A 25,436-nucleotide genomic window follows, 5' to 3' on the forward strand; every position below is an offset into this window, starting at 1 on the left:
GCTGATGTTGTAGGAGGAAACCATGTCTGATGAAATGAAGACCGACGGCAAGGTTGAGCCGCTGCGCAAGACGCGCCCCTGCCCCGAATGCGGCAAACCGTCGAACCGCGAACACTATCCCTTCTGTTCCAACCGATGCCGCGAAGTGGACCTGTCACGCTGGCTGACGGGCTCCTACGCCATCCCCGTGGCCGACGACGAGACGAAGGCGGATTATCCCGACGAGGAAAACTAGAGCAATTCCAGCAAAAATGTGCAGCGGTTTTTGCGTCCGTAATTGCGTGAAGACAAAGGAACAGAGCAGGTTTTCCACCGCGAAGCCTTTATTTTTCCTCGCAAATCGCCAAAATCCGCAGGACCGTCAAAAAACTATCATTTGATGCTTGCCATGGGCGAACAAGATGCTATAACCCCGCTCGCTTCCGGGGCGAACCAAGGCCCTGACATTCTCAAGCAGGATGTTTCCTAGGAAGCATGGCTAGCCCAGGTAGCTCAGTTGGTAGAGCAGCGGATTGAAAATCCGCGTGTCACTGGTTCGATTCCGGTCCTGGGCACCATTCAATCTCTGAAGCATTTCTATCCAAACATACATGGCATTGTAGAATGCGGTGTATCCACCTTTGTGCGCTCGGTAGGCGCGACTTCACGACTTCATGAGCGGCCCGCCTTTTGAGGCTCATCATCATGCAGGAAGCAGATATCGATCCTCAGGGGAGAAAATGTTTCCAACTGGTTGCGGATCTAACCTGACTGGGGTAGCGCCGTACACTGAACCCTGCGCCATCTTCACCTCCTCTGCACAATCCCGCGTAACCCTCGGACCTTAGTCCGTTTCGGATAGGCGCATTTTTGCGCATGATCCGAATTGGATCGCAACAATGGGGAGGATACTGTGATCTACGAAAAGCGGAATATTACCGACAGTCCGAAAGAACGGACGCTCTTCGAGAGGGAAGCAGCGGATGCCCTCAACAAGCATTATCGGCGTCCGATCGCTATCTGGTTTTCCTGGCAGCCAGGGCAGAAGCCTAACACCATCGATCTGCGGGCCACTCCCCAGGTACTAACTCAAGCTGAGAGTCGAGGTCCGAGAGGGCTTCCATGATTTGAGAGACCGTGCCGAACGAGCTGCGGGATGATGCCCATGCAAACTCCCGACCCTTTGCGTTGACGTTCGACGGCCGGCTTCGGCTCGCATCGGCTGCGAAGCTCCGCACCGCAACGTTAAACGGAAATGTCGTGCGGTTCCTCAACCGGCCCGAATTCCGGCGGACGAGAGAATGGCGAAGGTCCGAGGTCGAAGCTTGAGAACCAGCCCGGCGGTCCGTATTTTGTTTCGTCGCTCAAATTAGGCGGCGGAAACAGTCCGGCAAACTTCGCGTAGGATATCATCACGCCAAAAAACAGCGTGAGGACGAAAGCGACTTTCTTGGCTCGGGAGACATCATCTTTTTGCATTTGTTTGCCTGCGGACAACGACATCGAACCAGTTGGTACGAAAATCGTGTCAGGAAATTGTCGAAACGAATATGTGATTGCAACCGGGGCTCTTAGGTATTGCATTCCGTTGGAACGTTGCCGGAATTTTCGCTCCAACAGGCAACGGACGGAACCTCTCGCGACCATTTCCGTTTATGGCCCATGGCCCGTCAAACGTTCTGGAAAGGTTACCTTAAGCTCTCGCTTGTCACCGCGTCCGTTTCACTGACGCCGGCGACGACGGAGTCGAGCAAGGTGCGGTTTCATGTATTGAATCGCGCAACGAAAAACCGCGTCGAAAGCCGCTATGTCGATAGCGTCACACACAAGCCCGTTGCCGAGAGGGATCAGATGAAAGGCTATCCGCGTGGCGAGGACGACTATGTTCTGCTCGAGGACGAGGAGATCGAAGAGGTGGGGTTGGAAAGCACGCGCACAATCGATATCGATACTTTCGTGCCGCGCGGGTCGATCGATTGGATCTGGTACGACAAGCCGCATTTCCTGGCGCCGGAAGACAAGGTCGGCATTGAGGCCTTCTGTGTGATCCGCGAGGCGATGAAAGCCAACGATGTCGTCGGCATCGCTCGGCTGGTGCTTTACCGGCGAGAGCGTGCGTTGCTCCTGGAACCGCAAGGCAAGGGCATCATTCTCTGGACGCTGCGTTATGGAGACGAGGTGCGCGAACCGGCCGCCGAACTCGATATGAAGGCGAAGGTCGATAGCGAGTTGCTGACCCTGATGAAAAAGCTGGTCAAGGAAGAGACGAAGGAATGGAGCCCTTCGATGGTACAGGATCCGGTTCAGAAGCGGCTGAAGGCGTTGATCCGCAGCAAGGAAAAGAACCTCAAGAAGGCTGCCCCGGCTCGCAAGCCTCCACCGGTGAAATCGACGGGCAATGTCATCAACATCATGGATGCACTGAAGAAGAGCCTGGCCGCTGAAGGCGATCGCGGGAAGTCGCGATAATCTTAAAAAGTCCGCAGGGTTGGAAGTGAAGCCCTATCGCTTCCGCTTCTGCAATGGCTTTGCCGCCGCAAAGAACCCATCCCAGGGATCCTTGCTAAGCGCATCGAGCCGCGCCGGCGTATTATCGACCGTGAAATAGGCGGGGCCGATTGCGGTGGTCAGTTCACTCCATTCCAGCGGCATGGAAACGGCCGCACCCGGGCGAGCGCGCGCGGAATATGCGGCAACGGCGGTGTTGCCGCGGCCGTTCCGAAGATAGTCGATAAAGATCTTGCCGCTGCGCTTCGCCTTGGTTGCGGTTGCAAGATAGCGCTCGGGATCATCTTGCGACATGCTGTCTGCCAGCCATTTGGCAAAGCCCTTCACATCCGCCCAATCGGCCTTCGGCTCAAGTGGCGTCACTACATGCAGGCCTTTGCCGCCGGATGTTTTGACAAAGGCTGCAAGGCCTTCACCTTCGATGCGCTCCTTCAATTCGTAAGCTGCCGCTATCACATTTTCCCATGGCACATCCTCGCCGGGATCGAGGTCCATGGTGACCATATCGGGTTTTTCCCAATTGTCCGTCGTCGTGCCCCAGGGATGGATTTCCAGCGCGGCCGATTGCACCAGCGCCACGACACCGTCGAAATCGGTAATGCGCAGCAGCTTCTCGCCACCCTTGTCTTTGGGGTCGGTAATTTCCTCGATATAGTCGTTCATGCCTTTCCAGGCATGTTTCTGGAAAAAGCGCTGATGGCCGGAAATCCCATCGGGCAGGCGCAGCAGGGCAAGCGGCCGGTTGACCACATAGGGCGCCATGAGGTGCCAGACCTGCGCATAGTAATTGGCGAGACCTTCCTTGGTGATGCCTTCATCCGGCCAGTAGATGCGGTCGGGATGAGTGAGCTGCACTACCGATTTCGGCAGGTTTTTCGCGGTCGTCTTTTCCATCTCGCGCACAACGTCCTTTGCCGGCTTGTCCTCCCGCAATCCGCGGAAGGCCGCGTGGCGCAGATTACCATCCGCCGACCATGCGCGGAACTCCACTTCGGCAACGAGCTGCGGCTTGACGTAATGCAGGCCACGCCGCTCCTCGGCGGTCAGCGTGTCGTCGAAGGAATTCTGCTTCATCTCCATCGCCGAGAGCCGCTCGTAAAGCATCTGCGCCGTCGCGACTGTGTAACCAGTGCCGACGCGGCCGACATGCTTCAGCGCGCCATCCTCGTAATAACCCATGGCGAGCGAGCCGATGGCATTCTTCATCGCGGTCGAGGGCACATAGCCGCCGATGACGAATTCCTGCCGCTGCGAGCATTTGGACTTGATCCATTCACCGTTGCGGCCGGAAATATATTTGCTGTCGCGCTGCTTGGAGACGACGCCTTCGAGGCTGAGCCGGCAGGCGTGATCCAGCACCAGCCCGCCGTTCTCGTTGAAATGCGTGCTGTAACGCAGCTTGCTGCTATCTTTGGGAACCACGGTCTCCAGCAGACGTTTGCGTTCGAGGAGGCTTACATCGAGCAGGCTGTATCCGTCGAGATGGAGCAGGTCGAAAGCATAGAAAACGAAGCGGTCGTAACGACCTTCGCTAAGGTCGTGCTGCAGGGCGGAGAAGTCCGACGCGCCGTTATCGCGCTCGACGACGAGTTCACCATCGATGACGGCCGTTTCGACCGGCAAAGATGCAAAGGCATCGACAAGGTCCCTGCCGAATTTCTCCGTCCAGTCGAGACCGCCGCGTGTGAGCATCGTCACCCGCCCATTCTCAATCTTCACCTGCAGCCGGTAACCGTCGAACTTGATCTCGTGGATCCAGCCCTCACCGGCCGGTGGCTTGGGTTTCAGCTTGGCGAGCGCCATCTCGATGAAGTCGGGCATATCAGCTTTTTTCGCGCCCTTCGGCCAATCCCGCTCTTGTGGGGCAGGGGACTTTGCCCTTCTCGCTGGCGGCGCCTTGGCCTTTGCGGCAACGGCCTTGCCACCCTCCGGTCTGGAGTGCCAGGTGGCATCGGGATATTCCGCCACCTCTTCGAGTTGCCGGCCGGTCTTGGCGGATTCGGGGCGCTCTTCGAGGATATCGGCTTCGCCCTCACGGCGGGCTTCTTCGTCGTCGCCCTTGATGAGCAGCCAGTTTTCGCGCTTCTCGCCGGGTTTTCCATGCATGCGCACCAGATGCCAGCGCCCCTTCAGCTTCTCGCCGTCGAGTTCGAATTCCATGTGCCCCTTGCGATAGGCCTTGTGCGGATCGCCGAGCGGCGTCCAGCTGCCGCGATCCCAGACGATGACCGTGCCGCCGCCATACTGTCCCTTTGGAATGATGCCTTCGAAATCGCCATAGGAGAGAGGATGATCCTCGACATGGACGGCAAGGCGCTTGTCTTCGGGGTTAAGGCTCGGTCCCTTGGTGACGGCCCAGCTTTTCAGCACGCCGTCCATCTCAAGGCGGAAATCATAGTGCAGGCGGGTGGCGTCGTGCTTCTGGATGACGAAACTGTTGCCTGTCGCCCGGCCTTTCCGGCCGCGCGGCTCCGATGTGATCTTGAAATCGCGTTTGGCCTGATAGGTTTCGAGCGCCATGATCAGCTCGCTTTTCTGCTGGTTCTATCAGAGGTCTTGCGTGCGGCAGGCTTCTTCGCCGGCGCCTTGCCGCCCATTTTTGCACTTTGGCGCAGCGCCTCCATGAGATCGACTACCTTGCGCTCCGGCTCGCGCTTGCGTTTCGGCGGCGCCCGCCCTTCGATCTTGGCTTTCACCAGCTCGACGAGCGCGGCCTCGTAGCGGTCGTGGTATTCACTCGGGTCGAAACGGCCCTCTTTGGTGCCGATGATATGGCCGGCAAGCTCCAGCATCTCCTTGTCGAACTTGATATCGGGAATGTCCTTGAAGACGGAGCTTGCCGAGCGCACTTCATAGTCGAAGTTCAGCATGGTCGCGATGATGTGGTCGTCATGCGCGCGGACGAGCAGCGTGCGATTGCGGCGGAAGAGCACTGCTTCGGCAAGAGCTGCCACCCTGCCGTCAACCATGGCTCTGGCAATCAATGCGAGGGCTTCCGCATCATGCTCGTCGACTGGTGCCAGATAGTAGGGGCGGTCGAAATAGAGCTTGTCGATCCCGTCGAAGGGAATGAATCCCTTCACGTCAAGCACCTTCTCGCTTTCGGGCATGATCTCCGATATCTCATCACCTTCGATGAGGATGTAGTCACCGCTCTCCGTCCGATAGCCCTTGACCTGATCGTCGCGCTCCACCGGCTTGCCGGTTTCGCTGTCGACGAACCGCCGCTCAACGCGATGGCCAGTCCTGCGGTTGACGATGTTGAAAGAGACGCGTTCGGAAGAGGAAACGGCGGTATAAAGGCCAACGGCGCAAGCAAGGTCGCCGACCTTTAGATGGCCCTTCCAGCTTGCGCGTCCCGCCATCGTCTCCTCCGTTCAGAGCCTGCTGTTGCTTTTGTCGGTGTCGATCTGCTGGAATTTCCAGCCGCTTCCATCCGGCGCCGGGTAGGCGAGCAGCGCATCGCCCTTGCCGATCTTCTGGCGCGCGGCTGCGTTTCTTGCGCGATCCATCGCCTGTTCTGCTGTGGCATAGGGTTCAGACAATGTATCACCGAGCTTGTAGGCCCAGCCATTGTCATGCGGAACGATCTGATAGGTGATGTCGGCCATGTGCTTTCCTCCTTGTCAGCCGTTCTGGTCATTCATTGCCGGGACGAGCGGCTGCGCCGCTCGTCAAGCGCGATGATCTTTTCAAGCGATGCTATATCCTCGCTGGTGACGACAGGAACCGGATCGGCGGCGATCGCCTCCAGTACTTCCTTGGATACCGCACCGTTGCGGATTGCCCATTCCAGCGTCTCACGTGTCTCCCGCTCGGCCTTGAGCTGGGCATAGAGCGCGACGATCAGCCGGTCGCGCGCATCCATACTGCTGCGTTTGCGGTCGATCTTGCGGATGCCGGGCATGGGAAAGTCCTGCCTTCATGAGGTTTTTCAGGTGAAAAAACCGCTGAACAGAGGAAAGGTTCCGCTGAGCGGTGCAACGAAAATCAAAATCGCCGCATTGCGGGTTTGCGGCCGAGACACTATCTGAAAGCTCTATTCAATAGAGGATTACAATATGGCCGATCTCAAGGCGCGTCCCCGTCCCACAGGTGCAAGTGCCGTTCTTGGTCGTACCGGTTTTCCGCACGTTACGTCGGTCACCGGCGGTGAGATCGATATCGTCACCAGCCCATCACAGCCGGGCTTCAACCCGCTCGACCTGCTCTATTCCTCGCTTTCGGCCTGTCTCGTGCTGAGTGCCCGCATGGCGGCAAGCCAGCTCGGCGTCCTCGACAAGATCACCGAGATGACCGCTGATGTGACCGGCGAAAAGGCGGCGGAAGGGCTGTCGCGCGTCGCCAAGTTCAACATCATCTTCTCCATCAAGGGCGATATCGACGAGGAAACGCGCCGCAAGATTGCACATATGGCCGAAGACGAAATCTGCACCGTCAGCAACACCATCAGAGGCACTCCGGATTTCGCAACCACGATCTCCGGCTGATCGGGTCGCCGCAGGTTTCTGCATGAAAATTATAGACAATGGGACCGGAGCATTGCGTGGCCTCCGGGCTCCACCTATGCTCCGGCATCGATTGAAATGACGCCGGCTGAGATGCAGTTCCAGACAGAACCTTCGAACGAACAGAAATCCCAGCGGCCGCTCGTCGCCATCATCGGCGGCGGCGTTTCCGGGGCGGGTGTCGCCTATCATTTGCTGAAGCTTGCCGGCGCCGACGCACCCGATATCGTGGTCTTCGAGCCGCGCCCCATGCTGGGCCGTGGCCTTGCCTATGACACCGCCGATCCGGCGCACCGCATCAATGTGCCGGCCGCCAAGATGAGCCTGCAGCCCGATGATCCGGAGGAGTTCCAGCGCTGGATCGAGGCGAACAATGCCGTGCGCGACGATCCCGAGGCTGCGCGCGAGAACGGCCAGCTTTTCCCGCGCCGGCGCGTGTTCGGCGATTATGTCGGTGCACTTCTGAAGCCCTTCCTGAAGTCGGGTGCCATCACTCATCGCCGCGCCACAGTGACGGCCATCCGCCGCCAGCGTGATAGCTGGGTGATCCTCGACGATAAGGGCGGGCGCACTGAGACCGATATTGTCGCCATCGCCACCAGCCATCCGCCGCCGGTGGCGCCGGGCAGGCTGGCGGCTATTCTTGGCGATCATCCTCGTTTCGTTGCCGATACCACGAAACCAGGTTCCCTTGAGGTCGTGCGGCCGCAGGACAGAGTTCTCGTCATCGGCAACGGGCTGACGGGGGCAGACGTGATCGCTTCGCTTGCGCGAAACGGCCATGAGGGTCCTGTTGTGGCGATTTCTCGCCGCGGCCTGCGCTCTCGCGGCCATGCCGCGGTTCTGCAGGAACCCTTTGGCGATTTCATCGCCGATCCCGCATCCTCGGCAGTCGCGCTGTTGCGCAAGATCCGGCTGACCATTCTCCAGGCAGCCGAGCAGGGCTCGAGTTGGCATGCCGTCATCGATCAGGTGCGCTCCCAGGGGCACGATCTCTGGCGCGCTTTGCCGGTCGCCGAGCGGCGGCGCATCGTCCGGCATCTCAGGTCCTACTGGGATGTTCACCGTTTCCGCATCGCCCCGCAGGTGGAGGCGGTGCTCGATTCAGCAATCGAAGCCGGCCGGCTGGAAGTGCTTGCAGCATCCGTCGCCGATGCCAAGGTCGAGGGTGAAACGATCCGCATCACCCTGCAGCCGCGGCATGCCCGCGAAAGAGTGGAACGAACGTTCGATGCCGTCATCGTCACGACCGGTCCCGCACATGGTGGTATTTTGCAGACGCAACCCTGGCTCGGTGAACTCGAGCGCGAAGGCTATCTCGTCCTTGATCCCACCGGTCTCGGACTTGCTTGCTCCGAGCGTTCCGAAGCGCTCGGAGCGGATGGTCAGGCGATCCCCTCGTTGCTCATTTCCGGTCCGCTTGCGCGTGGAACCTTCGGTGAATTGATGGGATTGCCGCAGATCACCGAACATACGGTCTTCGTTGCCCGCGAGATCACAGACAAACTGAAAGCCGCAGCCGCGAGATAATTGGCGACCTATTTCTGATCGATCTGTCGTTCTCTGACTGTCTTCGAGGCGCTACTCCTGATAGTCGCTGCGTCAGTCGCGGCTGAGATCGGCCGCGCAGAAAGCATCGAGATCATGTCGCAGGCCGCTTCCTCCGTTTCCGAAACTCCATCTTCCAGCCGTCTCCCGCTAGTCGCCCTTATTATTGGCGGCGCGGCGATCGGTGGATCGCCGATCTTCGTGCGGCTTTCCGAGGTCGGGCCGATGGCAACGGCCTTCTGGCGTGTGGCACTGGCGCTGATCCCGATCTTCATGTTCTCGCTTCTGCGCAAGGATACCGGCCCCAAGCCGAAGAGCCTTGCCGATTGTGGCATGCTGATCCTGCCGGGCGCCGTGTTGGCGCTTGATCTGTCGGCCTGGCATCTGTCGATCACCATGACCTCGGTTGCGAATGCGACACTGCTCGCAAACCTTGCGCCGGTCTTCGTGACCGCCATCGGCTTTCTGTTCTTCGGCACCAAGGTTACCCGCGTCTTCGTGCTCGGCCTCATCCTGGCATTGGCCGGCGTGGTCGTGCTGAAGGGCGGGCCTGCTGCCTTTGGAAATGGCGACCTGCGCGGTGATGGCGTCGCCATGATCGCCGCCTTCTTCTATGCCTGCTACATCCTGGCGATCGGCGCGCTGCGCAGTCGTTTCGATACGATCCGTATCATGCTGTGGAGCACAGCCTCTGCCGCAGTCGGCGTCTTCCCGCTTGCGTTCTTCTTCGAAGGCCACATGCTGCCGGCAAGCCTTTACGGCTGGTCGGTGGTCTTCGGCCTTGCCTTCGTCAGCCATGCCGGCGGGCAAGTGGCGATCGCCTATGCGCTTGCCTATCTGCCGGCAGCCTTCTCCTCGCTGACGCTGCTTCTCCAGCCGGTCGTGGCGGCCATCCTCGCCTGGGCGCTGCTCAACGAATCGATCACGGCAATGCAGGCCTTGGGCGGCCTGATTGTTCTTGCCGGTATCACGGTCGCACGGCGCGGATAATCCCGTTTAAAGGAAGCTTGACCATTGGCTGATAGATCTGTCCCGGAGTTTGGGCAGGATCGGCCATGGCGAACCTTGATCAGGTATTTTCAGCTGAAGTTCAAAAGGCGGAAAAGCCGCAGGAAGTCGCTGCGCGGCAGGCTTCGACTGCGCCCTTGCTGGCTTTCATGGCCCTTGCCGCCATCCTTGTCGCTCTCTTCAAATTTCCGCCGCTCCTCGATTATGCAAACCACTATGCCCGTATGTGGCTGCTTGCCGGCGGCATAAAGGAAGCACCCTTCCCCGAAATCTACGCGATCGAGTGGAACCGCACTTTCACCAATGTCGGCATTGATCTGCTCGCCCGCTTCATCGGTCCCGTCATCGGCGTCTCACTGCTCGCCCGCGTCCTGCTATTCCTGGCGATTGTCCTGCCGCCGCTCGGTGCCATCGTACTGCATCGGCGCCTGTTCGGCGGCAGCTATTACTGGCAGATCGGCATGCTCTATCTCGCCTGGTGCGCCACGCTGGTCGGCGGTTTCATCAATTTCCAGATAGGCCTCGGCCTTGCATTGTTGTTTGCAACGCTGGACCACCGCCTGGAGTCCGGGTCTGCAGTCAGGCTCTTCTTATGGCGGGTGGCCGTATCGCTGCTGCTCACCGTCGTCCATATATTCTCTGTAGGCTTTTTTCTGGCGATCGTCTGCGGACTGGAATTTTCCTGGCGCTTTGATGTCCTCAAATCTCGTTCGGCGGTCCTGCACCTTGCCGGCAGGCTCGCGGCGGCAATGATCGCCTGCCTGCTGCCGCCGGTCGCGCTGGCGCTGACCGCCGACCTCCCAGGCAGTCATGTGGGCGGCATCGTGGCTGCTTGGAACGACGGCCCAGTGCTGCTGGTTTTCAATCTGCTGTCGGCCGTCTGGACCTATGTTGCGCTCGTCGATGTAATCTTCCTTGTGCCGATTCTACTCGTTTGCAGCAGGGCGATTGCCACGAAAAACATGCGCATTCATGCAGGGCTCGTTATCACCGTGGCAGGCCTTCTTGTGCTATCCATCCTTTCGCCACGGCATGCTTTTGGCACCGGTTGGATAAGCTGGCGCTTCCCCATCATGGCCGCCCTTGTCGGCATGGTGATGATCTGCCCTTTTCAAAAGATCGGCCGCCGTCGGGCCGTCATCCTGTTCCTCGCCTTGAATGTCGCTGTCTTTGGCCGGACTGCCTGGATCGGTTTCAACTGGTGGCGGGGGCAGGTCGATGTTACGAGCGTAGCGAAGGTGCTTGAAGCCATTCCCTCGGGCGCCGCGATCCTGCCGTTGCAGCACGATCCGGCCTTTGCTGAGATAAAACTCGATCAGCGGCATTACGCATTCACCGAGGATACGTTTCGGCATCTGCCGACATTGGCGATTCCACTGGCGCATGCTTTCGTTCCGACGCTCTTCAGCGCGCAGGGCAAGCAGCCTCTTGCCGTCCTTCCATCCTGGTCAGATCGCTCGGTACCGGAAGGAAATCTCTTTTCAACCGGCGTTCTGTCCTGTCCAGGTCTGATGGCGGAGGACGCCAGCTTCACGCCCTATCTTGTCGACTGGCGCAGCAAGTTCGATTTTATCCTGGTTGTCAACGCCGACGTCGTCGATCAGAATGTCGGCGACGTCATGCCGGCGGGTACCCATCTCCTGAAAGACGCCGGTTTTGCAAGGCTCTACGGGATCGATCGCAACGCGCCGACGGCAGGGGATGCCGTTCCGGCATCATGCCCAGACAGCTTCCACTGGTAGCTTATTGGGTTCCCTGCAGTTTGCTTTCCTGCAGCAGCCACTTTTGAATGATCGGCACGTCGGCATCGCCGAGATCGTGACCGCCGGGGATGACGTCGGAATCGACGGTCGCACCCGACGTCTTCAGCCGCTCTTCCAGCTCGCTCGCATATTTGCCGTAGGCATCCATCTTGCCGCTGATGACAAGCAGGTCCGTGCCCTTCAAGTCGGCATGCGGATAGGCGCTGAGCACCGGCATGGAGCGCAGAAGCACAGCCTTGTGCACCAGGTTCGGGTGCAGGTAGAGCAGCGAATTCAGAAGGTTAGCGCCATTTGAGTAGCCGACATAGACGATCTTCTTCGGATCGAGACCATAAGATTTGACCGCACCTTCGATGAAGGCGGCGAAGGCTTCGGCTTCGTTCTTGATGTCGTCCTGGTCGAAGGAGAAAGGCGTGATGCGCTTGTACCAGCGCGGGAAGCCTTCCTCGGTCGCGCGCCCACGCACGCCGAGAAGGGTGGCGCGTGGCGCGACCTTGTTCAGCAGCGGCATAAGCGTCGTCTCGTTGCCGCCGGAGCCGTGCAGCAGCACGAAGACGCTGCCGTCGGGATCGGGCGGCGTATAGAAACGATGGACGAAGGGCAGGTCGCGATAATTGATGCGCGGCTGGCCGGGCATGGAAAACTGCGGCAGCACGACCTTCAGGTCGCTGAGATTGGTGATCGAATCCTTCGGCGGAATGAAGAGCTTGGTCCCGAGTGTAGCTTTCGGCTCATCCACCATCATGCCCGGCTGGTTGGTGGCAAGCTCTATCAGCGTGCCGCCCGGCTCGCGGGCATAGAGCGAGCGGAAGTATTTGCGATCGTGCAGGTTGGTCGCCGATGCATTTTCCTTTTCGAGCGCCTTGTGAACGGCCAGAACGGCTGCGTCGTCATCTGCGCGGAAAGCGACATGGTCGACCGTGCCGGTACCCGGTGCGCCGGACCAGAAGCCACGCGCATCGCGCACGTCGATGATATCGCCCGACTGCGAGACAAGGCGGTCGATCGTGCCGCGATTTGCCTGGAACCTGTATCCGAAATGGCTTTCGATGAAATGGCGGCTCTCGTTCGGTTTTTCGGTCAGCATGGTCGCACCGCGCACGCGCTGCACGGCATGCTCGATCGGCACGTCGCCACCGTCCCAGACGGCCGGTGATTTCAGATCCCTGGCCCCGGCAAGTTTGACGATGACATTATCCGGGTCCTTCAACCGCAGCACCGGCTCGCCGAATTCATCCGCGGGGCCTTCCGAGCGGAAGCCGAAGCGCATGGCACGCGTCAGCCAGTAGCCGATACTGGTCGGATCGATCGCCAGCGACATCTCGTTGATCTGGCCGTAGCCAGCGCGGCCGGGCGCACCGTCCTCCCAGACGAGGAAGGTGACGAGCGAGCCCGGACTGCCCTCTGCATCGCCATAGAAGAGGTGAAGCTGTGTGGCGTCCTCGAAACCGGCCGTCTGTTTGACGAGCCGCATGCCGAGGAATCCGGCGTAGAAATCCACATTCGCCTGCACCTTGCGGGTGATCAGCGTGATATGGTGTATGCCTGAAGCCATGGATGAAAGCCCGAATTGAAAAGGCGAGGCCAGGAGCGCGAGTATGAGGGTCGTTGCTAGCGTCATACCGTTGCCAATGACCTTTTCTCTAATTTTGTTCCGCAAAAAGCACAAGTGCGTCACCACGCGGCAGGAGCTCCAGCGTGTCGACTTCCTCCAATGCTTCTTCGAGTTGTTGCAGCGTCGGCGGCTTGATCATATAGGCGAGCGCGCCGAGGTCTTTTGCCCGTTGCATGTCGCTTTCGTCGCTTGACGTGCTGAGCACACAGACCGGAATCCTATTCAACCGATGATCGGCTGAGAGCGCGTTCAGCACTTCGAAACCATCCATGATCGGCATGTTGATATCGAGCAGCATCAGATCGATCTGCGGCTCGCCGGGAACGCCGGCGCGCTGCTCCAGAAGCCGCATCGCCTCGCGGCCGTTGGTCGCCACATGCAGGTTGAAGTTCACCTTCTCGCGCCGCATCAACTTGATCTTCAGAAGCTGGATATCGGCCGGGCTGTCTTCCACCAGCAGCACTTCGGCGAGCCTGCCGCGGCTTTCGCTCGTATGGTCGGATGCTTTTGCCGCCTGTGGCTGTTCGCTGGTGACCGGCTGATCGCCTGATATCTTCGCGAGCGGTACTTCGAGCAGGAAGGTCGCACCCCTGCCGGTCTTCGCCTCGCACCAGATCGATCCGCCATGCAGCTGCGCGATGCGACGGCATATGGCAAGCCCGAGCCCTGTGCCTTCGATGCCGCGGCCGACGAGGCGCTTGAAGGGTTGGAAGATCAGCTCACGATGATTAGGGTCGATTCCGGGCCCGTTGTCACCGACCGTCAGGCGGCATATCCCCCTGTCTGCTATGGCCGAAACGCGCACTTCCGGAACGGTATCTTCACAATAGCGGATCGCATTGGAGACGAGGTTCTGTAAAAGCTGGATCAGCAGCGTCGCGTCGCCCATCACCTCCGGCAGCCGACCGCGGATGATGATCGCCTGCCGGCTTTCGATCTGCTGATGCAGATTGTGCTCCACCTGATCGAGCACGGCCGACAGCGAGATCGGCTTGAGCTCGAGCTCGCTCGAGACCTCCAGCTTCGTGAAGCCTGAGACCTTGACGATCAGGTCTTCCATGTGATCGGCGGCGCTGAGGATATAATCGAGAAGTTCGCGGTCCTCGGCCGGCAGCTCGGCCGAGCCGTGCAGAATGCGGCTAAAAGATTTGATCGTTCGCAGCGGCTCTTTGAGATCATGCGCCATGGCGCGGGTGAAGATTTCGAGCGACTGCCGCTTCTGCTCAAGCTTTGCTTCCAGTACACCATGCATCACGGCATTCTGGATGCAGCGATGCAGCGTCTCGGGCGATAGCGCATCCTTGGTGAGATAGTCGCGCGCACCGCTTTTCATCACTTCAACTGCGACGGTTTCGTTGCCCTGGCCGGTCAGCATCACCACATTCGCGGCCGCATCTTGGGCGAGGATTTCCGAGAGCACGCCAAGGCCGTCGCGGCCGGGAAGCGAATAGTCGAGCAAAATACAGTGAGGGTGCCTCTGGCTGTTGAGGGCGAGACCCTCGTCGCCGCTCTCGGCCTCGATCACGGTATAGTTCGTGCCGGAGACCCGCGCCAGCATGCGGCGATAGACTTCCCGGTCGTCTATATTGTCATCGATGATGAGAACGCAGCAGTCTTCCGCCAAACGTCAGTCCTCTAGGGGCAGGATTGCGATTTCGAACCAGTATTCCTTGAGCCGCTGGATAGCGGCGAATAGTCCGTCGAGATCGACCGGTTTCTGTACATAAGTGTTGGCGCCGAGCGCATAGCAGCCCTCGATGTCGCGCTCGTCGTCCGATGTCGTGAGGATCACGACCGGGATCTTGCGCCAATGCGCATTGGACTTGATCGCCTCAAGTGTCTTGCGCCCGTCGAGACCCGGCATATTGAGGTCGAGCAGGATGAGGCCGGGCTTCGGCGCCATGGTGGCGAGCACGTCGAGCGCTTCCTGACCGGAGGCTGCCCAGCGGATGGGGTTGCGCAGATTGGTGCGCTTGAAGGCCCGCATCGTTGCTTCGAAATCGTCTTCGCTGTCCTCGACGATGAGGATCGGTTGCGTGTCACGCTGCAGCATTCTGGCCCTCGCGCTTCCTTCCCAAAGTAAAGTAAAATGTCGTGCCGATGCCTACGTCCGACTCCAGCCATATCTCACCATTGTGACGCCCAATGATCTTGCGCACGAAGGTGAGCCCTGCGCCGGTGCCGTCCTCGGAATCCTGCGATTTTTCAAGCCGTTTGAAAATGCGGAAAATATCCTCGTGGAATTCTTGGGGTATGCCCTTGCCGTTGTCCTTCACGTAGAAGACGTTGCGGGCCGTCGTCCCGTCCTTGCCGGCATAGCGTTCCAGATGGCCGACGCTGATGAGCGGCACGGGCTTGTCGTTGTATTTGATGGCATTGGTGACGAGGTTGCGGAATACCTCGGTTAGCCGCGGGGCATCGCAGACGACCTCCGGCAGCATCCCGTCGATGACGACCTTCGCATGCCGCTCCTCCAGAAAAAGCTCCATGGTGGCGACGACGTCGCGGATGATCGAACCGATATCGGTTCTTTTGACCGCGAGCTGCTGGCGACCGATGCGCGAGAAATAGAGAAGATCGTTGACGAGCTTTTCCATGCGCTGACTGAGCCGGACAAGCCGGTTAAGCCGGCGCACGCCGTCTTCGTCGAGCTTCTCCTCATAATCTTCCAGCAGGAAACGCGAATGATTGTGCAGGCCGCGCAGCGGTTCCTTGAGATCATGCGAGGCGATATAGGCGAACTCATCGAGATCGTGGTTGGAGCGTTCGAGATCGGCCGTATATGCCTCGAGCTGCGCAAGCGTCGTCTTCATCCGCTCCTCTTGCCGCATGCGCTCGCTGATATCGCGCACGATACCGACGAAGGTCTTGCCCGAGCCACCGACGACAGCGCTGACCGAGAGGTCGATTGGGAAGACCACGCCGTTCTTGCGCCGGCCGGAGACCATGCGCGTCGTGCCGATGATGCGTTCCTCACCGGTGCGCCGGTAATTGCCGAGATAGGCGTCATGTTCGGAATGATAGGGTTCCGGCATCAGCATCTTGATATTGTTGCCGATCACTTCCTGCGGCGTGTAACCGAACATGGTCTCGGCGGCTGGATTGAAGCTCATGATCCGCCCGACCTCGTCGATGGAGATCACGGCGTCAGGCGTATTGCGTACCAGCGCGCTGAAGCGGATGCGCTCGGTTTCCAGATGCTGGCTGTTGCGCATGAAATAGAAGACGAAAATGGCAATCAGCCAGAGCGTTGCTGCCGTGATCGAGCGATTGGTGGCTTCCCGCCAGTAATCATTCTCAGCATGGTTGACGGCGAAAAAGCCAAGCAGGATCAGGACAGTGCAGACGAAGGCGAATAACATCGGCGCGTTGCGATTACCGAACCAGAGCGCCGTCAGCACGAGCGGGACATAGAGAATACCGTTTGCCACGCCAAGCGGCGTATAGAGATCGACGATGAGGCCGGTAAAACAGATCGATGCCGGTATCCAGAGGGGGATCTGTGCCCTGTTGGTTGGCAACATCCACCAGGATCTGGCGAGAAGCCCGCAACCGAAAGCCACCAGACCGATAGCCGTAGGCAAGGCCATCGCGGCATAGGGACCCCAGCGATATCCCTGTTCGGCATCTGTGACGTATCCGGCAAGCGCGATCATGCCGAGCGTGATCGCGATATAGCTGGTGAGTTCCTGTACAAGCTGGCCGCGCGGCTCCTTCCCATAGAGCGCAAAGAGAATGGAAAGATTTGATATCAGGAAGATCAGCGCTGTGTTCGGCCCCATGCCGCCGCCGATCTGCTCGACAAAGGTTGGAGAGATGAAAAACTGCGTCAGGAACACATCGACATTATGTATCGTGCGGCCGAGCGTGATGATCTCTGTTAGGCGCACCGCGGAAAGCAGGGCGGCAAGGCTGCAGGCAATGACGGGCACGATGCGGTTAGGCTTGCCTGTCTCCATCGACGTGGCAAGCCCGATACCCGACAGCACGAAGCAGATGGCGGTATTGAATGCCATGGACGGAAAGCCGGGCACGATCGAGATGATGATTTCGACCTCCAGCAGCCACCCGGTCAGCGCCGTCAGGCCGAGCAGGACCAGCAGGTAGCCGATGACGAGCGCGACCATGCGGTAGCGACCGCTTTCCGCCCCGTCTCGTCCTGATGTAGCAGTATCCCGCACCTGCATCACCTCTCCGCCATGTCCTTGTTGGCGAGCCATCTTTTCCGAAATCTACGAATACTCAATAGGCAGATTGTTGCGCAAAACATGCTTTTTCGACAGTAAATCCCTAAAGGTCGATATCGAATTTTAGTGAAGTGGCGTTAATGTCTCAGTGAAGGACAGTGCAGAACATCAGAAACAATATCCGGATTGTGGTGCCAGATGTCGATCTTGTTTTACGTCGACGATAGCAGGGATGATCTCTTCTATCTCGACTATATCCGAAAGAAACAACAGGTGGATGTTGATCTATTCTGTTTCCCGACCGCACAGGCTGCATTCGAGGCGCTTGAGGAGCGTCTGGAAAGAGGCGAAGGCGCGCCGGATATACTGATCGCCGATCTCTACATGCCTCTCGACAGCGGCAGCGGGCTGATCGCGCGGCTGCGACAGGATGATCGCTTTTCCACCATGCAGCTCGGCGTGTGCAGCGGTTCGGATGCGGTGGAGGACCGAGAACGGGCACTTGCCGCCGGTGCCGATTTCTACCTTGAGAAGCCGCTGGACTTTGCTAGGATCATCGGCAATCGGTGATTGCAGAAAGCGCAATTTATTTGCATGCAAAAAGTGCGCGACGCCTGCAAGAAAGCACAATTGACAAGCCTGGCAGTGCATTTCAAACTGCACCCGAAGAGAAGAAAACCAAAAAGCACTGAGAGAGCCGCCCGATCCCTGTTCGCCGCCACGAACGTCAGCCAACCCCTTAGCTGATGGCCCGACCGGCTCTCCCGCGCTTACTTCTGGCACTGTCTTCCGCATCCATGGATGTTGAATACGGAGAGATTGGGATACCTAGGTAAGAGCTACTATTCGAGTAAACTGTCCTACGCATCACCTGTAGTTGAGATGTCTCTGCCTGCGATATCGAAAGTCCCCATTTCGTTATCGATCATCAACTATCTCGCAATTTTTGTAGCTGTTCGCGCTTAAGACGTATATCCCAAGATTTCGGGATCGTCGGAATGAGAATTGGGGAGGAGGAGTGGTGGGAATGACCAGTGCTGCCGCAGTTCCCTTTCATGCCGGTCCGGAACTTAGCCGGGCTATCAATCGCACGGATTTTTTTCGCCTGCTGAAGGCGGCCGCACAGCACTACAATTTCGACAATTTTACCCTGGCGCGCATTTCGGAGGCTGCAACTCCTTTCGGCGAACGCGATGTCGTCATCACCAATGTCGCCGAACGGCGCATGAGCCTCTTTGTCAAGACCCTCAAGGAAGCGCTGGGAACCGCCAAGGCGCGGACGGCGCAGTTTTTGACGACACCGGTGCATGGAAAAAGTGCGGCGATAGAAGGCTACCCGCCAGACCTCGTCTTTAATGAATTCAGCGGCAACACATTCCTTTTCATTCCACTGTTTACGCCGGAAGGACGTCGCTACTGCCTGGTGCTCGCCGGCCAGCGTCAGGAGCCGGACCAGGGCGAGGTGGCGGATATTCTGCTCGATGCCATGCGCATCTTCGACAAGCTGTATGAGGAAATCCTGACGCAGGAAATATCCGGTCGGCTCACGCAGCGCGAAACCGAAATCGTCAAATGGACGAGCGAAGGCAAGACCTCTGCGGAGATTGCCATAATCCTCGGTCTTTCGGAACATACGGTCAATTCCCATATCACGGCCTCCGTCCGGAAGCTCGATGCCGTCAACCGCGTTCATATGGTGGCGATTGCGTTGCGAAACGGTCTGGTTTCGTGAGCTGGTTTCATTTCGGGGAAAGCTGAAACGATGAGTGCGGAAGCAACGCGCAGGAATGCGGTAAAGGTATTATTCGTCGATGACGAGTTTATCGAATTCCGTTCGCTCAAAAAGAAGATCGCCGATCTCTCCGAACCGCGTGTCGATGTCGAATATTCTCAATCGATCGGTGATGCGCTGGACAAGATAAAGGCCGCTCGCTTCGATCTCATCCTTCTCGACAACCGCCTGTTGCCGAATGCGGATTTTCGCGAGACCGTACCTGAACTCAGGGGCATCGGCTATACCGGCCCGATCGGTGTCGTCTCGACCGATATATCTGGTAACTATTTCCAGGAATTCCCCGATTACGGCGTCGATTTCCGCATCGGCAAAGATGAGATCGACGTCCAGACGCTACAGCACATCATCCGGGAATACGTGACCTATGATGTCCCGGATTTCTGGAAGGATGATTACAGCATCTGACCGGAAAGCCTGATGCGTAGATTCAAAGAGTTAGAGCGTCCTTTGTGCGTCCGAATGGACGCACGGCGCCCTAAGCCGGCAGGCGGATCGCAAAGCGGCTGCCGCTCTCATCGGAATGGTCGAGCCTGATATCGCCGCCGAACGCGCCGAGCAGATCCCTCGTGGTTGTCAGGCCAAGCCCCGGTCCGGGCACGCTGCCTGCTTTCGGCAGCTTCCAGAAGGCATCGAAGATCTTCTCCCGATAGGCAGGTTCGATGCCGCAGCCGTTATCAGCAACGATGATGCGCCAGTCCGCACCTTCCCGTGCGGCCGTCACGGTGACGTGGGGCGCAGCGGCGCCATGATATGTCAACGCATTGGAGAAGAGGTGCCTCAGAACAATGGTCAGAAGTGCGGCATCGCTGCGGATGAGAGGCAGATTGTCCGCATCAAGTGCCGCGCCGTTCACCGGAAATTCCTCCAGCGACTGCTTCCAGGCCTCTTGCGCAACGTCGGTGAGGCGCACGTCACCGATTGTAATCTGCGGCGTCGTTCCCGCAAGGCTCATCAATGCCTTGGTCAGCCTCTGCGCCGTCTGGGCCTTGTCCATGATCATCCTGAGGCTCTGCAGCTGTTCGCTGTCGAGCGTCGGCTCCAGATCGTCGAGCAGCATTTCCGCATACATGGCGATATGGCGGAGCGGCGATTGCAGGTCATGCGAGGCGGTCGCGAGGAAGCGTTTGATGCGCTCCTCCTGATCCCCGGTGGAACCGGCTTCCGGCTTTTTCGCCGTCGGGTTGGAAGACATGTCGCGGTGCTCCCGATCTCTTTGAACTGAACATAGAAAGAGGGCGCCGGCTGTGCAACCGGCGCCCTCTCCAAGTCCACCTTAAATATCGACGGTTTAGCCTGCCGTTTTGCGCGGCTGGCCTGCATCCGGCGGAATGATTTCCACGGCTGCATCGTTCGAAGCTGCCACTGCCTTGGCATGGCGGCGGCGCCAGTCGCCGAGGAAGAGCAGGATCGGTGCTGCGATGAAGACCGAGGAAGCGGCGGCGACGAGAATTCCGAAAGCCATCGGCACTGCAAAGCTTTCCACCGCACTACCGCCCCAGATTGCCATCGGCAGGAGCGAGAGGAAGGCTGTCGCATTGGTGTAGAGGCTTCGGGCCAACGTCTCGTTGATCGACTTGTCGATGATTTCGCGCAGCGGCATCGACTTGTAGAGGCGCATGTTTTCACGCATACGGTCGTAGACGACGACCTTATCGTTCACCGAGTAGCCGACGAGCGTCAGGATGGCGGCGATAGCCGTCAGGTTGAAGTCCAGACCGGTCAGCGCGAAGAAGCCGATCACCTTCGTCACGTCGAGCACGAGCGTGACGATGGCGCCGACGGCGAAAGGCCATTCGAAGCGGTACCAGATGTAGAACAGCATCGCGAGGCTGGCGATCACGACGGACAGGATACCTGCCCAGGCAAGCTCGCCGCTGACCTTCGGACCGATGACATCGGTGCCGGTGACGGTTGCCGACGGGTCGATCTTGACGATCTCGGCCTTGAGCTTGGTCACGGCTGCCGTCTGTGCCTCTTCGCCGCCTTCTTGGCGCTGCGCGCGCACCAGCATGGTGTTGTTGTCACCGAAGGACTGCAGGGCCACTTCGCCGAGGCCAAGGCTGTTCAGTTCTTCGCGGAAGCGGCCGAGATCGGCAGCGTCCTGTGTCTTCACCGACATCTGGATACCGCCACGGAAATCGACGCCGTAGTTGAGGCCCGGATAGACGAAGAGTGCGATCGAGGCGATCGACAGCAATGCGGAGACGGTCACGCCGAGGAAGCGGGCCTTCATGAACTGGATATGCTTGTCGTAGGGGCTGAAGAAGGAGAACATCGGCTTGATGTTGATCGTCTTCATCTTCCGGCGGCGGGTGATCTCGATCATCGTGACGCGCACGAAGGCGACCGAGGTGAACATCGAGATGATCAGGCCGAGCGCCATGGTTACGGCAAAGCCGCGAACTGGGCCGGAGCCGAACCAGAACAGGACGGCTGCGGCGATCAGCGCCGTCATGTTGCCGTCGATGATGGTCGAATAGGCGCGGCGGAAGCCGGTGTCGATGGCGGCAAAGGCGCTCTTGCCCTTGCGGCTTTCTTCGCGGATGCGCTCGTTGATCAGGACGTTCGCGTCGACCGCAAGGCCGATGCCGAGCACGACGCCGGCGATGCCGGGCAGCGTCAGCGTCGCGCCGACAAGCGTCAGCGCCGAGAAGGTCAGGATCGTGTGGATGAGAAGCGCGGTGTTCGCCAGAATACCCCAGGTGCCGTAGAGCACGAAGATGAAGGCGGCGACGAGCGCGAAACCGACGACGCCGGCATAGAGGCCCATCCGGATCGCATCCGCGCCAAGGTCGGCGCCGACGGTGCGTTCTTCGATGACGGTGAGTTTGGCGGGCAGGGCGCCGGCGCGCAGCATGGCGGCGAGCGTGTTGGCGCTATCAGTCGAGAAGTTGCCCGAGATCTGGCCGGAACCGCCGGTGATCGGCTCGCGAATGACGGGCGCGCTCAGCACCTTGTCGTCGAGGACGATCGCGAAGGGATTGCCGACGTTCTGGCGGGTAATTTCGGCAAAGCGGGTTGCACCGGCGCTGTCGAAGCGGAAGGTGACGACCGGCTGCTGGCTCTGGTCGAAGCTGACGCGGGCATCCGAGAGGCGGTCGCCGGAAATCTCGACGCGGTCGAGAACCGGGTAGCTGTTACCCTCGTCGTCCTTCATGATCGTCACACCCGGGCCGGCCTGGCCGTTCGGGGCGAGCATGTGGAAGGACATCTTGGCGGTGGAGCCGAGCAGTTCGCGAAGGCGGGACGGATCCTGCGCGCCCGGAAGCTGCACGAGAATGCGGTTGGCGCCGATACGCTGGATCGTCGGCTCGGCAACGCCGACCTGGTCGACGCGCTGGCGGATGACTTCAAGGCTCTGCGTGACGGCATTGTCGACGTTTGTCGAAATACCGGCCGGGGAGAAGCCGATAGTGATGTTGCCGCCATCGGCTGTGACTGCAAGATCGGACTGGCCGGCGCTGATGCCGCTGGCGATCACATTGCCGAGCGTGCGAAGCTGGGTGACGGCCGCATCGCTTTGCGACGGATCGGCGAGCGAAACAACAATGTTGTTATTGTTGCGGACAACCGACTTCGGCTGGATGTTCCTTTCGCGCAGCACACGGCGTGCGTCCTGCAGGAGCGAATTCAGGCGCTCCTTGGTGAGGTCGGCTTCATCGACTTCGAGCACGAGGTGTGAACCACCGCGAAGGTCGAGACCGAGAGAAACCTGGCTGTGCGGCAGCCAGGAGGGGATGCGCTGCAGCACGCTCTGCGGCAGCGCATTCGGCAGGGCGATCAACAGGCCGAGCACGATGATCACCGTATAGGTGAACACCAGCCATGGTGAATTGCGCATGTTTTAAATCCTTGGATAATGCTTGGGCCGGCGCAACCGCGCTGCGGCATGTCTATGGATCAGAAGCGCCCGAAGGCGTTTGATTCAGGCAGCTTGCGGCGGTGCGCGCGGCTGGTGGGCCCTGGCTGCCGCAATGGGCAGCGGGGCATCGAATTCAGCTGCCCCCGTGGCAGCGCGCCAGTCGGCGAACTGCAATGCAGGAACAATGGTAAGCGCCGCCGGGCCGGTATCCTGGAGCGATTGTTTCGGTGCGGCCTTGCGATCACTGATCAGCAGGCCGCGGATGGCGTCTCGCGCCGTAACCTGCGTCTGCTGCGAATCCCGGCTGGAAGAGGAAAGGCTGTTCGGTGCTGCGGACGGGCCGATGACGATATTGCCGCCGAAAAGCAGGCCGAGATAAGCAAAGATCGCAACGACGACGGAGGCGGCAATACGGCTTGCCAGACGGCGCTGTTCCAGCACCATCTCCCCTGTATCGGCGATTTCACTCCCAGATCGGCTCAAAGGCGCGGCAATCTCTCATTGTTTTTCCGGCGGATACTCCACCGATGGCACGATTGTACCAGCCGAAGGTCCGTCTTCATAGGGTGCACTGTCATGATGCACTTGGGCGAGCCGGTCAACCATGCCAAGCGCAATTTCCCGCTCTCCCATGATCACCGTGTCGGCGCCGTATTGCCGCAGTTCGTCCACTTCGGCGTCGGAATGGGCGCGTGCAACGATCAGGATCGATGGATTGATGGTGCGGCCCTGCTCGGCGATGCTGCAGGCCTCGAAGGCGTTTGGGATGGCGATGACGAGGCTGCGGGCGCCGGCGATGTTGGCGAGATCAAGTGTTTCGCGAGAAACGGCGTTGCCGGGGATGACTTCGACGCCTTGCGCGCGCAATTCAATGATGCGCTTGTCTGAATCCTCGATGACGAGGAAGGGCGTGCCTGATGATTTGAGGTTCTGGCCGACGATGCTGCCGACACGGCCGTAACCAATAAGGATCGCATGGCGGTTCAGCGCTGTCGGATGGACCTCGTCGCTGTCGGCCACGGCCTCTTCCGGTGCCGGCGAAACCTCAGTGGCCGGAGCAGTCTCGGTGGCCGGTTCCTCGCGCTTCGGGCTTTCCAGCAGTGGCCGGATGCGGTCGCAGACGAAGAAGAGCAGCGGGTTGATGATGATCGAGATGATCGCGCCGGCAAGGATAAGGTCGCGCCCTTCCTCCGGCAGCAAGCCGAGATCGACGCCGAGGGCGGCGAGAATGAAGGAAAATTCGCCGATCTGCCCGAGGCTCGCCGAGATCGTCAGCGCCGTACTGACCGGCTTCTTGAAAAGCAGGACGATCAGGAAGGCTGCGATCGACTTGCCGATCACGATGATGAAGACCGTCGCAAGCAGCGGCAGCGGTCGCTCGATCAGGATGTTCGGATCGAAGAGCATGCCGACGGAGACAAAGAAGAGCACCGCGAAGGCATCGCGAAGCGGCAGGCTTTCCTGGGCGGCTCGATGGCTGAGCTCGCTTTCGGCGAGAACCATGCCGGCAAAGAAGGCGCCGAGCGCCAGCGATACGCCGAAAAGCTTGGACGCGCCGAAGGCGACACCAAGAGCAATTGCCAACACGCCGAGGCGGAAGAGTTCACGCGAACCGGTATGAGCGATGCGGTGCATGGTCCAGGGAATGAGCTTACGGCCAAAGACCAGCATCAGGGCGACGAACAGCGCCACTTTAACCAGCGTCATGGCGATGATGCCGCCGACGCCGAGATCGAGGCCGAAAATCCGGTTGAGGCCCGCCGAGAGAGGCTCGACCGGGCCATGACCATCGCCGGTGATGCTGGCGGCCGCCGGGATGAGCACCAGCGCAAGCACCATGGCAAGGTCTTCGACGATCAGCCAGCCGACGGCGATGCGCCCACGCTCCGTCTCGACGAGACGCCGCTCCTGCAGGGCTTTCAGCAGCACGACCGTGGAGGCGACCGAAAGCGCTAGGCCGAATACGAGGCTGCCGCCCGTCGGCCATCCCATGAAAGCACCAAGACCCCAGCCGAGCAGCGTGGCGAAGCCGATCTGCACGACCGCACCCGGCACCGCGATGCCGCGCACGGAAAGCAGGTCCTTGAGTGAGAAATGCAGGCCGACGCCGAACATCAGCAGGATGACGCCGATTTCCGCAAGCTCAGGCGCAAGGCTCTGATCGGCAACGAAACCCGGCGTGTGCGGACCGACGAGAACTCCTGCGACAAGATATCCTACGAGAGGGGGCAGGCGCAGGCGATTGGCGAGCGCGCCCAGGATAAATGCCAGCACAAGGCCGCCGACGATTGTTGAAATCAAAGGCGTATCGTGGGGCATCGCTCTCTCCCGATCTGGAAATCCTGTTCAAAACATGACATATTTGATTTATATTGACCAATATGGGTGGTTTGAAATTATGGGTCAAGGTGCAAAAGAAACAATTCTGACGCCCGCTTTGTGCCGCGCGGCTCGTGGTCTGCTTGATTGGACGCAGGCGGACCTCGCTGAGAAGGCTGCCGTCTCCCGTAGCACGATACGCGACTATGAAGGCCGTCACCACGAAATCCATCGTGCGACGGAGGCGCAGCTGCGCCTTGCCTTCGAGGAGGGTGGCGTAAAATTTATCGAAATAGAAGGCTGCGGAATCGGCCTCTGCCTGCCCGGCCCGGTGAACTGAGCTG

At 59.5% G+C, this 25,436-nt stretch carries 23 protein-coding genes and 1 tRNA gene; 11 read left to right on the plus strand and 13 right to left on the minus strand.

Annotated features, from left to right (window positions below; translation table 11 throughout):
- The first annotated feature begins 22 nt into the window (after window positions 1–22).
- Together yacG and AB8B33_RS01135 are read left to right on the plus strand one after the other, a co-directional pair.
- A complete protein-coding gene (yacG, locus tag AB8B33_RS01130; RefSeq protein WP_007821130.1) occupies window positions 23–235 on the plus strand; it encodes a DNA gyrase inhibitor YacG in 213 nt (70 codons plus the stop codon).
- A gap of 246 nt (window positions 236–481) precedes the next feature.
- A tRNA-Phe gene (locus AB8B33_RS01135) sits at window positions 482–557 on the plus strand.
- Window positions 558–1,224: 667 nt separating this feature from the next.
- Here AB8B33_RS01135 and AB8B33_RS01140 read toward each other — a convergent pair.
- A complete protein-coding gene (locus AB8B33_RS01140; RefSeq protein ID WP_113321824.1) occupies window positions 1,225–1,458 on the minus strand; it encodes a hypothetical protein in 234 nt (77 codons plus the stop codon).
- Window positions 1,459–1,641: 183 nt separating this feature from the next.
- Here AB8B33_RS01140 and AB8B33_RS01145 point away from each other — a divergent pair, with 183 nt between their 5' ends.
- Window positions 1,642–2,448, plus strand: coding sequence for a Ku protein (locus AB8B33_RS01145; protein WP_439014066.1), 807 nt, complete (start codon window positions 1,642–1,644; stop codon window positions 2,446–2,448).
- A gap of 33 nt (window positions 2,449–2,481) precedes the next feature.
- Here AB8B33_RS01145 and ligD read toward each other — a convergent pair whose 3' ends face one another.
- From ligD to AB8B33_RS01165, 4 genes are read right to left on the minus strand one after another with little or no spacing between them, the layout of a single operon-like run.
- The gene (gene ligD, locus AB8B33_RS01150; protein ID WP_439014067.1) at window positions 2,482–5,007 is read right to left on the minus strand and encodes a DNA ligase D; all 2,526 of its coding nucleotides are present in this window, start codon (window positions 5,005–5,007) and stop codon (window positions 2,482–2,484) included.
- Between the two features lie 2 nt (window positions 5,008–5,009).
- The gene (locus AB8B33_RS01155) at window positions 5,010–5,852 is read right to left on the minus strand and encodes a Ku protein (RefSeq protein WP_439014068.1); all 843 of its coding nucleotides are present in this window, start codon (window positions 5,850–5,852) and stop codon (window positions 5,010–5,012) included.
- A gap of 12 nt (window positions 5,853–5,864) precedes the next feature.
- Entirely contained in the window at window positions 5,865–6,098 is a 234-nt protein-coding gene (locus AB8B33_RS01160) for a DUF2188 domain-containing protein (RefSeq protein ID WP_439014069.1), read from the minus strand.
- Between the two features lie 32 nt (window positions 6,099–6,130).
- Window positions 6,131–6,394: a hypothetical protein gene (locus AB8B33_RS01165; RefSeq protein ID WP_113321830.1), complete on the minus strand. Its 264-nt coding sequence runs from the start codon at window positions 6,392–6,394 to the stop codon at window positions 6,131–6,133.
- A 154-nt stretch (window positions 6,395–6,548) separates the two neighbouring features.
- Here AB8B33_RS01165 and AB8B33_RS01170 point away from each other — a divergent pair, with 154 nt between their 5' ends.
- The 4 genes from AB8B33_RS01170 (at window position 6,549) to AB8B33_RS01185 (ending at window position 11,293) form a co-directional block, all read left to right on the plus strand.
- A complete protein-coding gene (locus tag AB8B33_RS01170; RefSeq protein WP_113321831.1) occupies window positions 6,549–6,977 on the plus strand; it encodes an OsmC family protein in 429 nt (142 codons plus the stop codon).
- 96 nt (window positions 6,978–7,073) lie between these two features.
- Window positions 7,074–8,525 (plus strand): FAD/NAD(P)-binding protein, encoded by a 1,452-nt coding sequence (locus AB8B33_RS01175; RefSeq protein ID WP_439014070.1) that lies wholly within the window; start codon window positions 7,074–7,076, stop codon window positions 8,523–8,525.
- A gap of 114 nt (window positions 8,526–8,639) precedes the next feature.
- On the plus strand, window positions 8,640–9,533 hold the full coding sequence (locus tag AB8B33_RS01180; RefSeq protein ID WP_113321834.1) for a DMT family transporter: 894 nt from the start codon (window positions 8,640–8,642) through the stop codon (window positions 9,531–9,533).
- A gap of 65 nt (window positions 9,534–9,598) precedes the next feature.
- Complete coding sequence (locus AB8B33_RS01185) at window positions 9,599–11,293, plus strand: hypothetical protein (protein ID WP_439014071.1); 1,695 nt, start codon at window positions 9,599–9,601, stop codon at window positions 11,291–11,293.
- 1 nt (window position 11,294) lies between these two features.
- Here the strand turns inward: AB8B33_RS01185 and AB8B33_RS01190 are convergent, their stop codons facing one another.
- Genes AB8B33_RS01190 through AB8B33_RS01205 form a run of 4 tightly spaced genes read right to left on the minus strand, consistent with a single transcriptional unit; the run spans window position 11,295 to window position 17,056 of the window.
- Entirely contained in the window at window positions 11,295–12,935 is a 1,641-nt protein-coding gene (locus AB8B33_RS01190; RefSeq protein WP_439014072.1) for a VOC family protein, read from the minus strand.
- A gap of 22 nt (window positions 12,936–12,957) precedes the next feature.
- A complete protein-coding gene (locus tag AB8B33_RS01195; protein ID WP_113321836.1) occupies window positions 12,958–14,553 on the minus strand; it encodes a response regulator in 1,596 nt (531 codons plus the stop codon).
- Window positions 14,554–14,556: 3 nt separating this feature from the next.
- The gene (locus AB8B33_RS01200) at window positions 14,557–14,982 is read right to left on the minus strand and encodes a response regulator (protein ID WP_007821084.1); all 426 of its coding nucleotides are present in this window, start codon (window positions 14,980–14,982) and stop codon (window positions 14,557–14,559) included.
- On the minus strand, window positions 14,969–17,056 hold the full coding sequence (locus AB8B33_RS01205; protein WP_439017168.1) for a sensor histidine kinase: 2,088 nt from the start codon (window positions 17,054–17,056) through the stop codon (window positions 14,969–14,971). The genes AB8B33_RS01200 and AB8B33_RS01205 overlap by 14 nt, the downstream gene beginning before the upstream one ends.
- 258 nt (window positions 17,057–17,314) lie before the next feature.
- On the opposite strand from AB8B33_RS01205, the gene AB8B33_RS01210 reads away from it, so the two are divergent.
- The 3 genes from AB8B33_RS01210 (at window position 17,315) to AB8B33_RS01220 (ending at window position 19,316) form a co-directional block, all read left to right on the plus strand.
- Window positions 17,315–17,686 (plus strand): response regulator, encoded by a 372-nt coding sequence (locus tag AB8B33_RS01210; RefSeq protein ID WP_439014073.1) that lies wholly within the window; start codon window positions 17,315–17,317, stop codon window positions 17,684–17,686.
- A 457-nt stretch (window positions 17,687–18,143) separates the two neighbouring features.
- Window positions 18,144–18,848 carry a response regulator transcription factor gene (locus tag AB8B33_RS01215; protein ID WP_439014074.1) on the plus strand — a complete coding sequence of 235 codons (705 nt, stop codon included), beginning with the start codon at window positions 18,144–18,146 and terminating at the stop codon, window positions 18,846–18,848.
- Between the two features lie 30 nt (window positions 18,849–18,878).
- Window positions 18,879–19,316, plus strand: coding sequence for a response regulator (locus AB8B33_RS01220; RefSeq protein WP_007821076.1), 438 nt, complete (start codon window positions 18,879–18,881; stop codon window positions 19,314–19,316).
- A 70-nt stretch (window positions 19,317–19,386) separates the two neighbouring features.
- Here the strand turns inward: AB8B33_RS01220 and AB8B33_RS01225 are convergent, their stop codons facing one another.
- From AB8B33_RS01225 to ybaL, 4 genes are all read right to left on the minus strand, one after another.
- Window positions 19,387–20,103 carry a sensor histidine kinase gene (locus tag AB8B33_RS01225; protein ID WP_439014075.1) on the minus strand — a complete coding sequence of 239 codons (717 nt, stop codon included), beginning with the start codon at window positions 20,101–20,103 and terminating at the stop codon, window positions 19,387–19,389.
- Window positions 20,104–20,199: 96 nt separating this feature from the next.
- The gene (secD, locus tag AB8B33_RS01230) at window positions 20,200–22,752 is read right to left on the minus strand and encodes a protein translocase subunit SecD (RefSeq protein WP_439014076.1); all 2,553 of its coding nucleotides are present in this window, start codon (window positions 22,750–22,752) and stop codon (window positions 20,200–20,202) included.
- 84 nt (window positions 22,753–22,836) lie between these two features.
- Window positions 22,837–23,217, minus strand: a complete 381-nt coding sequence (locus tag AB8B33_RS01235; RefSeq protein ID WP_439017169.1) for a hypothetical protein — start codon at window positions 23,215–23,217, stop codon at window positions 22,837–22,839.
- 54 nt (window positions 23,218–23,271) lie between these two features.
- Window positions 23,272–25,092 (minus strand): YbaL family putative K(+) efflux transporter, encoded by a 1,821-nt coding sequence (gene ybaL, locus AB8B33_RS01240; RefSeq protein ID WP_439014077.1) that lies wholly within the window; start codon window positions 25,090–25,092, stop codon window positions 23,272–23,274.
- Between the two features lie 34 nt (window positions 25,093–25,126).
- On the opposite strand from ybaL, the gene AB8B33_RS01245 reads away from it, so the two are divergent.
- The gene (locus AB8B33_RS01245) at window positions 25,127–25,432 is read left to right on the plus strand and encodes a helix-turn-helix domain-containing protein (protein ID WP_439014078.1); all 306 of its coding nucleotides are present in this window, start codon (window positions 25,127–25,129) and stop codon (window positions 25,430–25,432) included.
- Window positions 25,433–25,436: the final 4 nt, after the last annotated feature.

The sequence above is a fragment of the Rhizobium sp. 768_B6_N1_8 genome, assembly GCF_051811225.1.
In the GTDB taxonomy this organism is placed as follows: domain Bacteria; phylum Pseudomonadota; class Alphaproteobacteria; order Rhizobiales; family Rhizobiaceae; genus Rhizobium.

Excerpts from the sequence above, each read along its gene's own strand:
- yacG (WP_007821130.1), top strand. The coding sequence starts at position 23 with ATGTCTGATGAAATGAAGACCGACGGCAAGGTTGAGCCGCTGCGCAAG.
- AB8B33_RS01140 (WP_113321824.1), bottom strand. The coding sequence starts at position 1,458 with ATGCAAAAAGATGATGTCTCCCGAGCCAAGAAAGTCGCTTTCGTCCTC.
- AB8B33_RS01145 (WP_439014066.1), top strand. The coding sequence starts at position 1,642 with ATGGCCCGTCAAACGTTCTGGAAAGGTTACCTTAAGCTCTCGCTTGTC.
- ligD (WP_439014067.1), bottom strand. The coding sequence starts at position 5,007 with ATGGCGCTCGAAACCTATCAGGCCAAACGCGATTTCAAGATCACATCG.
- AB8B33_RS01155 (WP_439014068.1), bottom strand. The coding sequence starts at position 5,852 with ATGGCGGGACGCGCAAGCTGGAAGGGCCATCTAAAGGTCGGCGACCTT.
- AB8B33_RS01160 (WP_439014069.1), bottom strand. The coding sequence starts at position 6,098 with ATGGCCGACATCACCTATCAGATCGTTCCGCATGACAATGGCTGGGCC.
- AB8B33_RS01165 (WP_113321830.1), bottom strand. The coding sequence starts at position 6,394 with ATGCCCGGCATCCGCAAGATCGACCGCAAACGCAGCAGTATGGATGCG.
- AB8B33_RS01170 (WP_113321831.1), top strand. The coding sequence starts at position 6,549 with ATGGCCGATCTCAAGGCGCGTCCCCGTCCCACAGGTGCAAGTGCCGTT.
- AB8B33_RS01175 (WP_439014070.1), top strand. The coding sequence starts at position 7,074 with ATGACGCCGGCTGAGATGCAGTTCCAGACAGAACCTTCGAACGAACAG.
- AB8B33_RS01180 (WP_113321834.1), top strand. The coding sequence starts at position 8,640 with ATGTCGCAGGCCGCTTCCTCCGTTTCCGAAACTCCATCTTCCAGCCGT.
- AB8B33_RS01185 (WP_439014071.1), top strand. The coding sequence starts at position 9,599 with ATGGCGAACCTTGATCAGGTATTTTCAGCTGAAGTTCAAAAGGCGGAA.
- AB8B33_RS01190 (WP_439014072.1), bottom strand. The coding sequence starts at position 12,935 with ATGACGCTAGCAACGACCCTCATACTCGCGCTCCTGGCCTCGCCTTTT.
- AB8B33_RS01200 (WP_007821084.1), bottom strand. The coding sequence starts at position 14,982 with ATGCTGCAGCGTGACACGCAACCGATCCTCATCGTCGAGGACAGCGAA.
- AB8B33_RS01205 (WP_439017168.1), bottom strand. The coding sequence starts at position 17,056 with ATGGTCGCGCTCGTCATCGGCTACCTGCTGGTCCTGCTCGGCCTGACG.
- AB8B33_RS01210 (WP_439014073.1), top strand. The coding sequence starts at position 17,315 with ATGTCGATCTTGTTTTACGTCGACGATAGCAGGGATGATCTCTTCTAT.
- AB8B33_RS01215 (WP_439014074.1), top strand. The coding sequence starts at position 18,144 with ATGACCAGTGCTGCCGCAGTTCCCTTTCATGCCGGTCCGGAACTTAGC.
- AB8B33_RS01220 (WP_007821076.1), top strand. The coding sequence starts at position 18,879 with ATGAGTGCGGAAGCAACGCGCAGGAATGCGGTAAAGGTATTATTCGTC.
- AB8B33_RS01225 (WP_439014075.1), bottom strand. The coding sequence starts at position 20,103 with ATGTCTTCCAACCCGACGGCGAAAAAGCCGGAAGCCGGTTCCACCGGG.
- secD (WP_439014076.1), bottom strand. The coding sequence starts at position 22,752 with ATGCGCAATTCACCATGGCTGGTGTTCACCTATACGGTGATCATCGTG.
- AB8B33_RS01235 (WP_439017169.1), bottom strand. The coding sequence starts at position 23,217 with ATGGTGCTGGAACAGCGCCGTCTGGCAAGCCGTATTGCCGCCTCCGTC.
- ybaL (WP_439014077.1), bottom strand. The coding sequence starts at position 25,092 with ATGCCCCACGATACGCCTTTGATTTCAACAATCGTCGGCGGCCTTGTG.
- AB8B33_RS01245 (WP_439014078.1), top strand. The coding sequence starts at position 25,127 with ATGACATATTTGATTTATATTGACCAATATGGGTGGTTTGAAATTATG.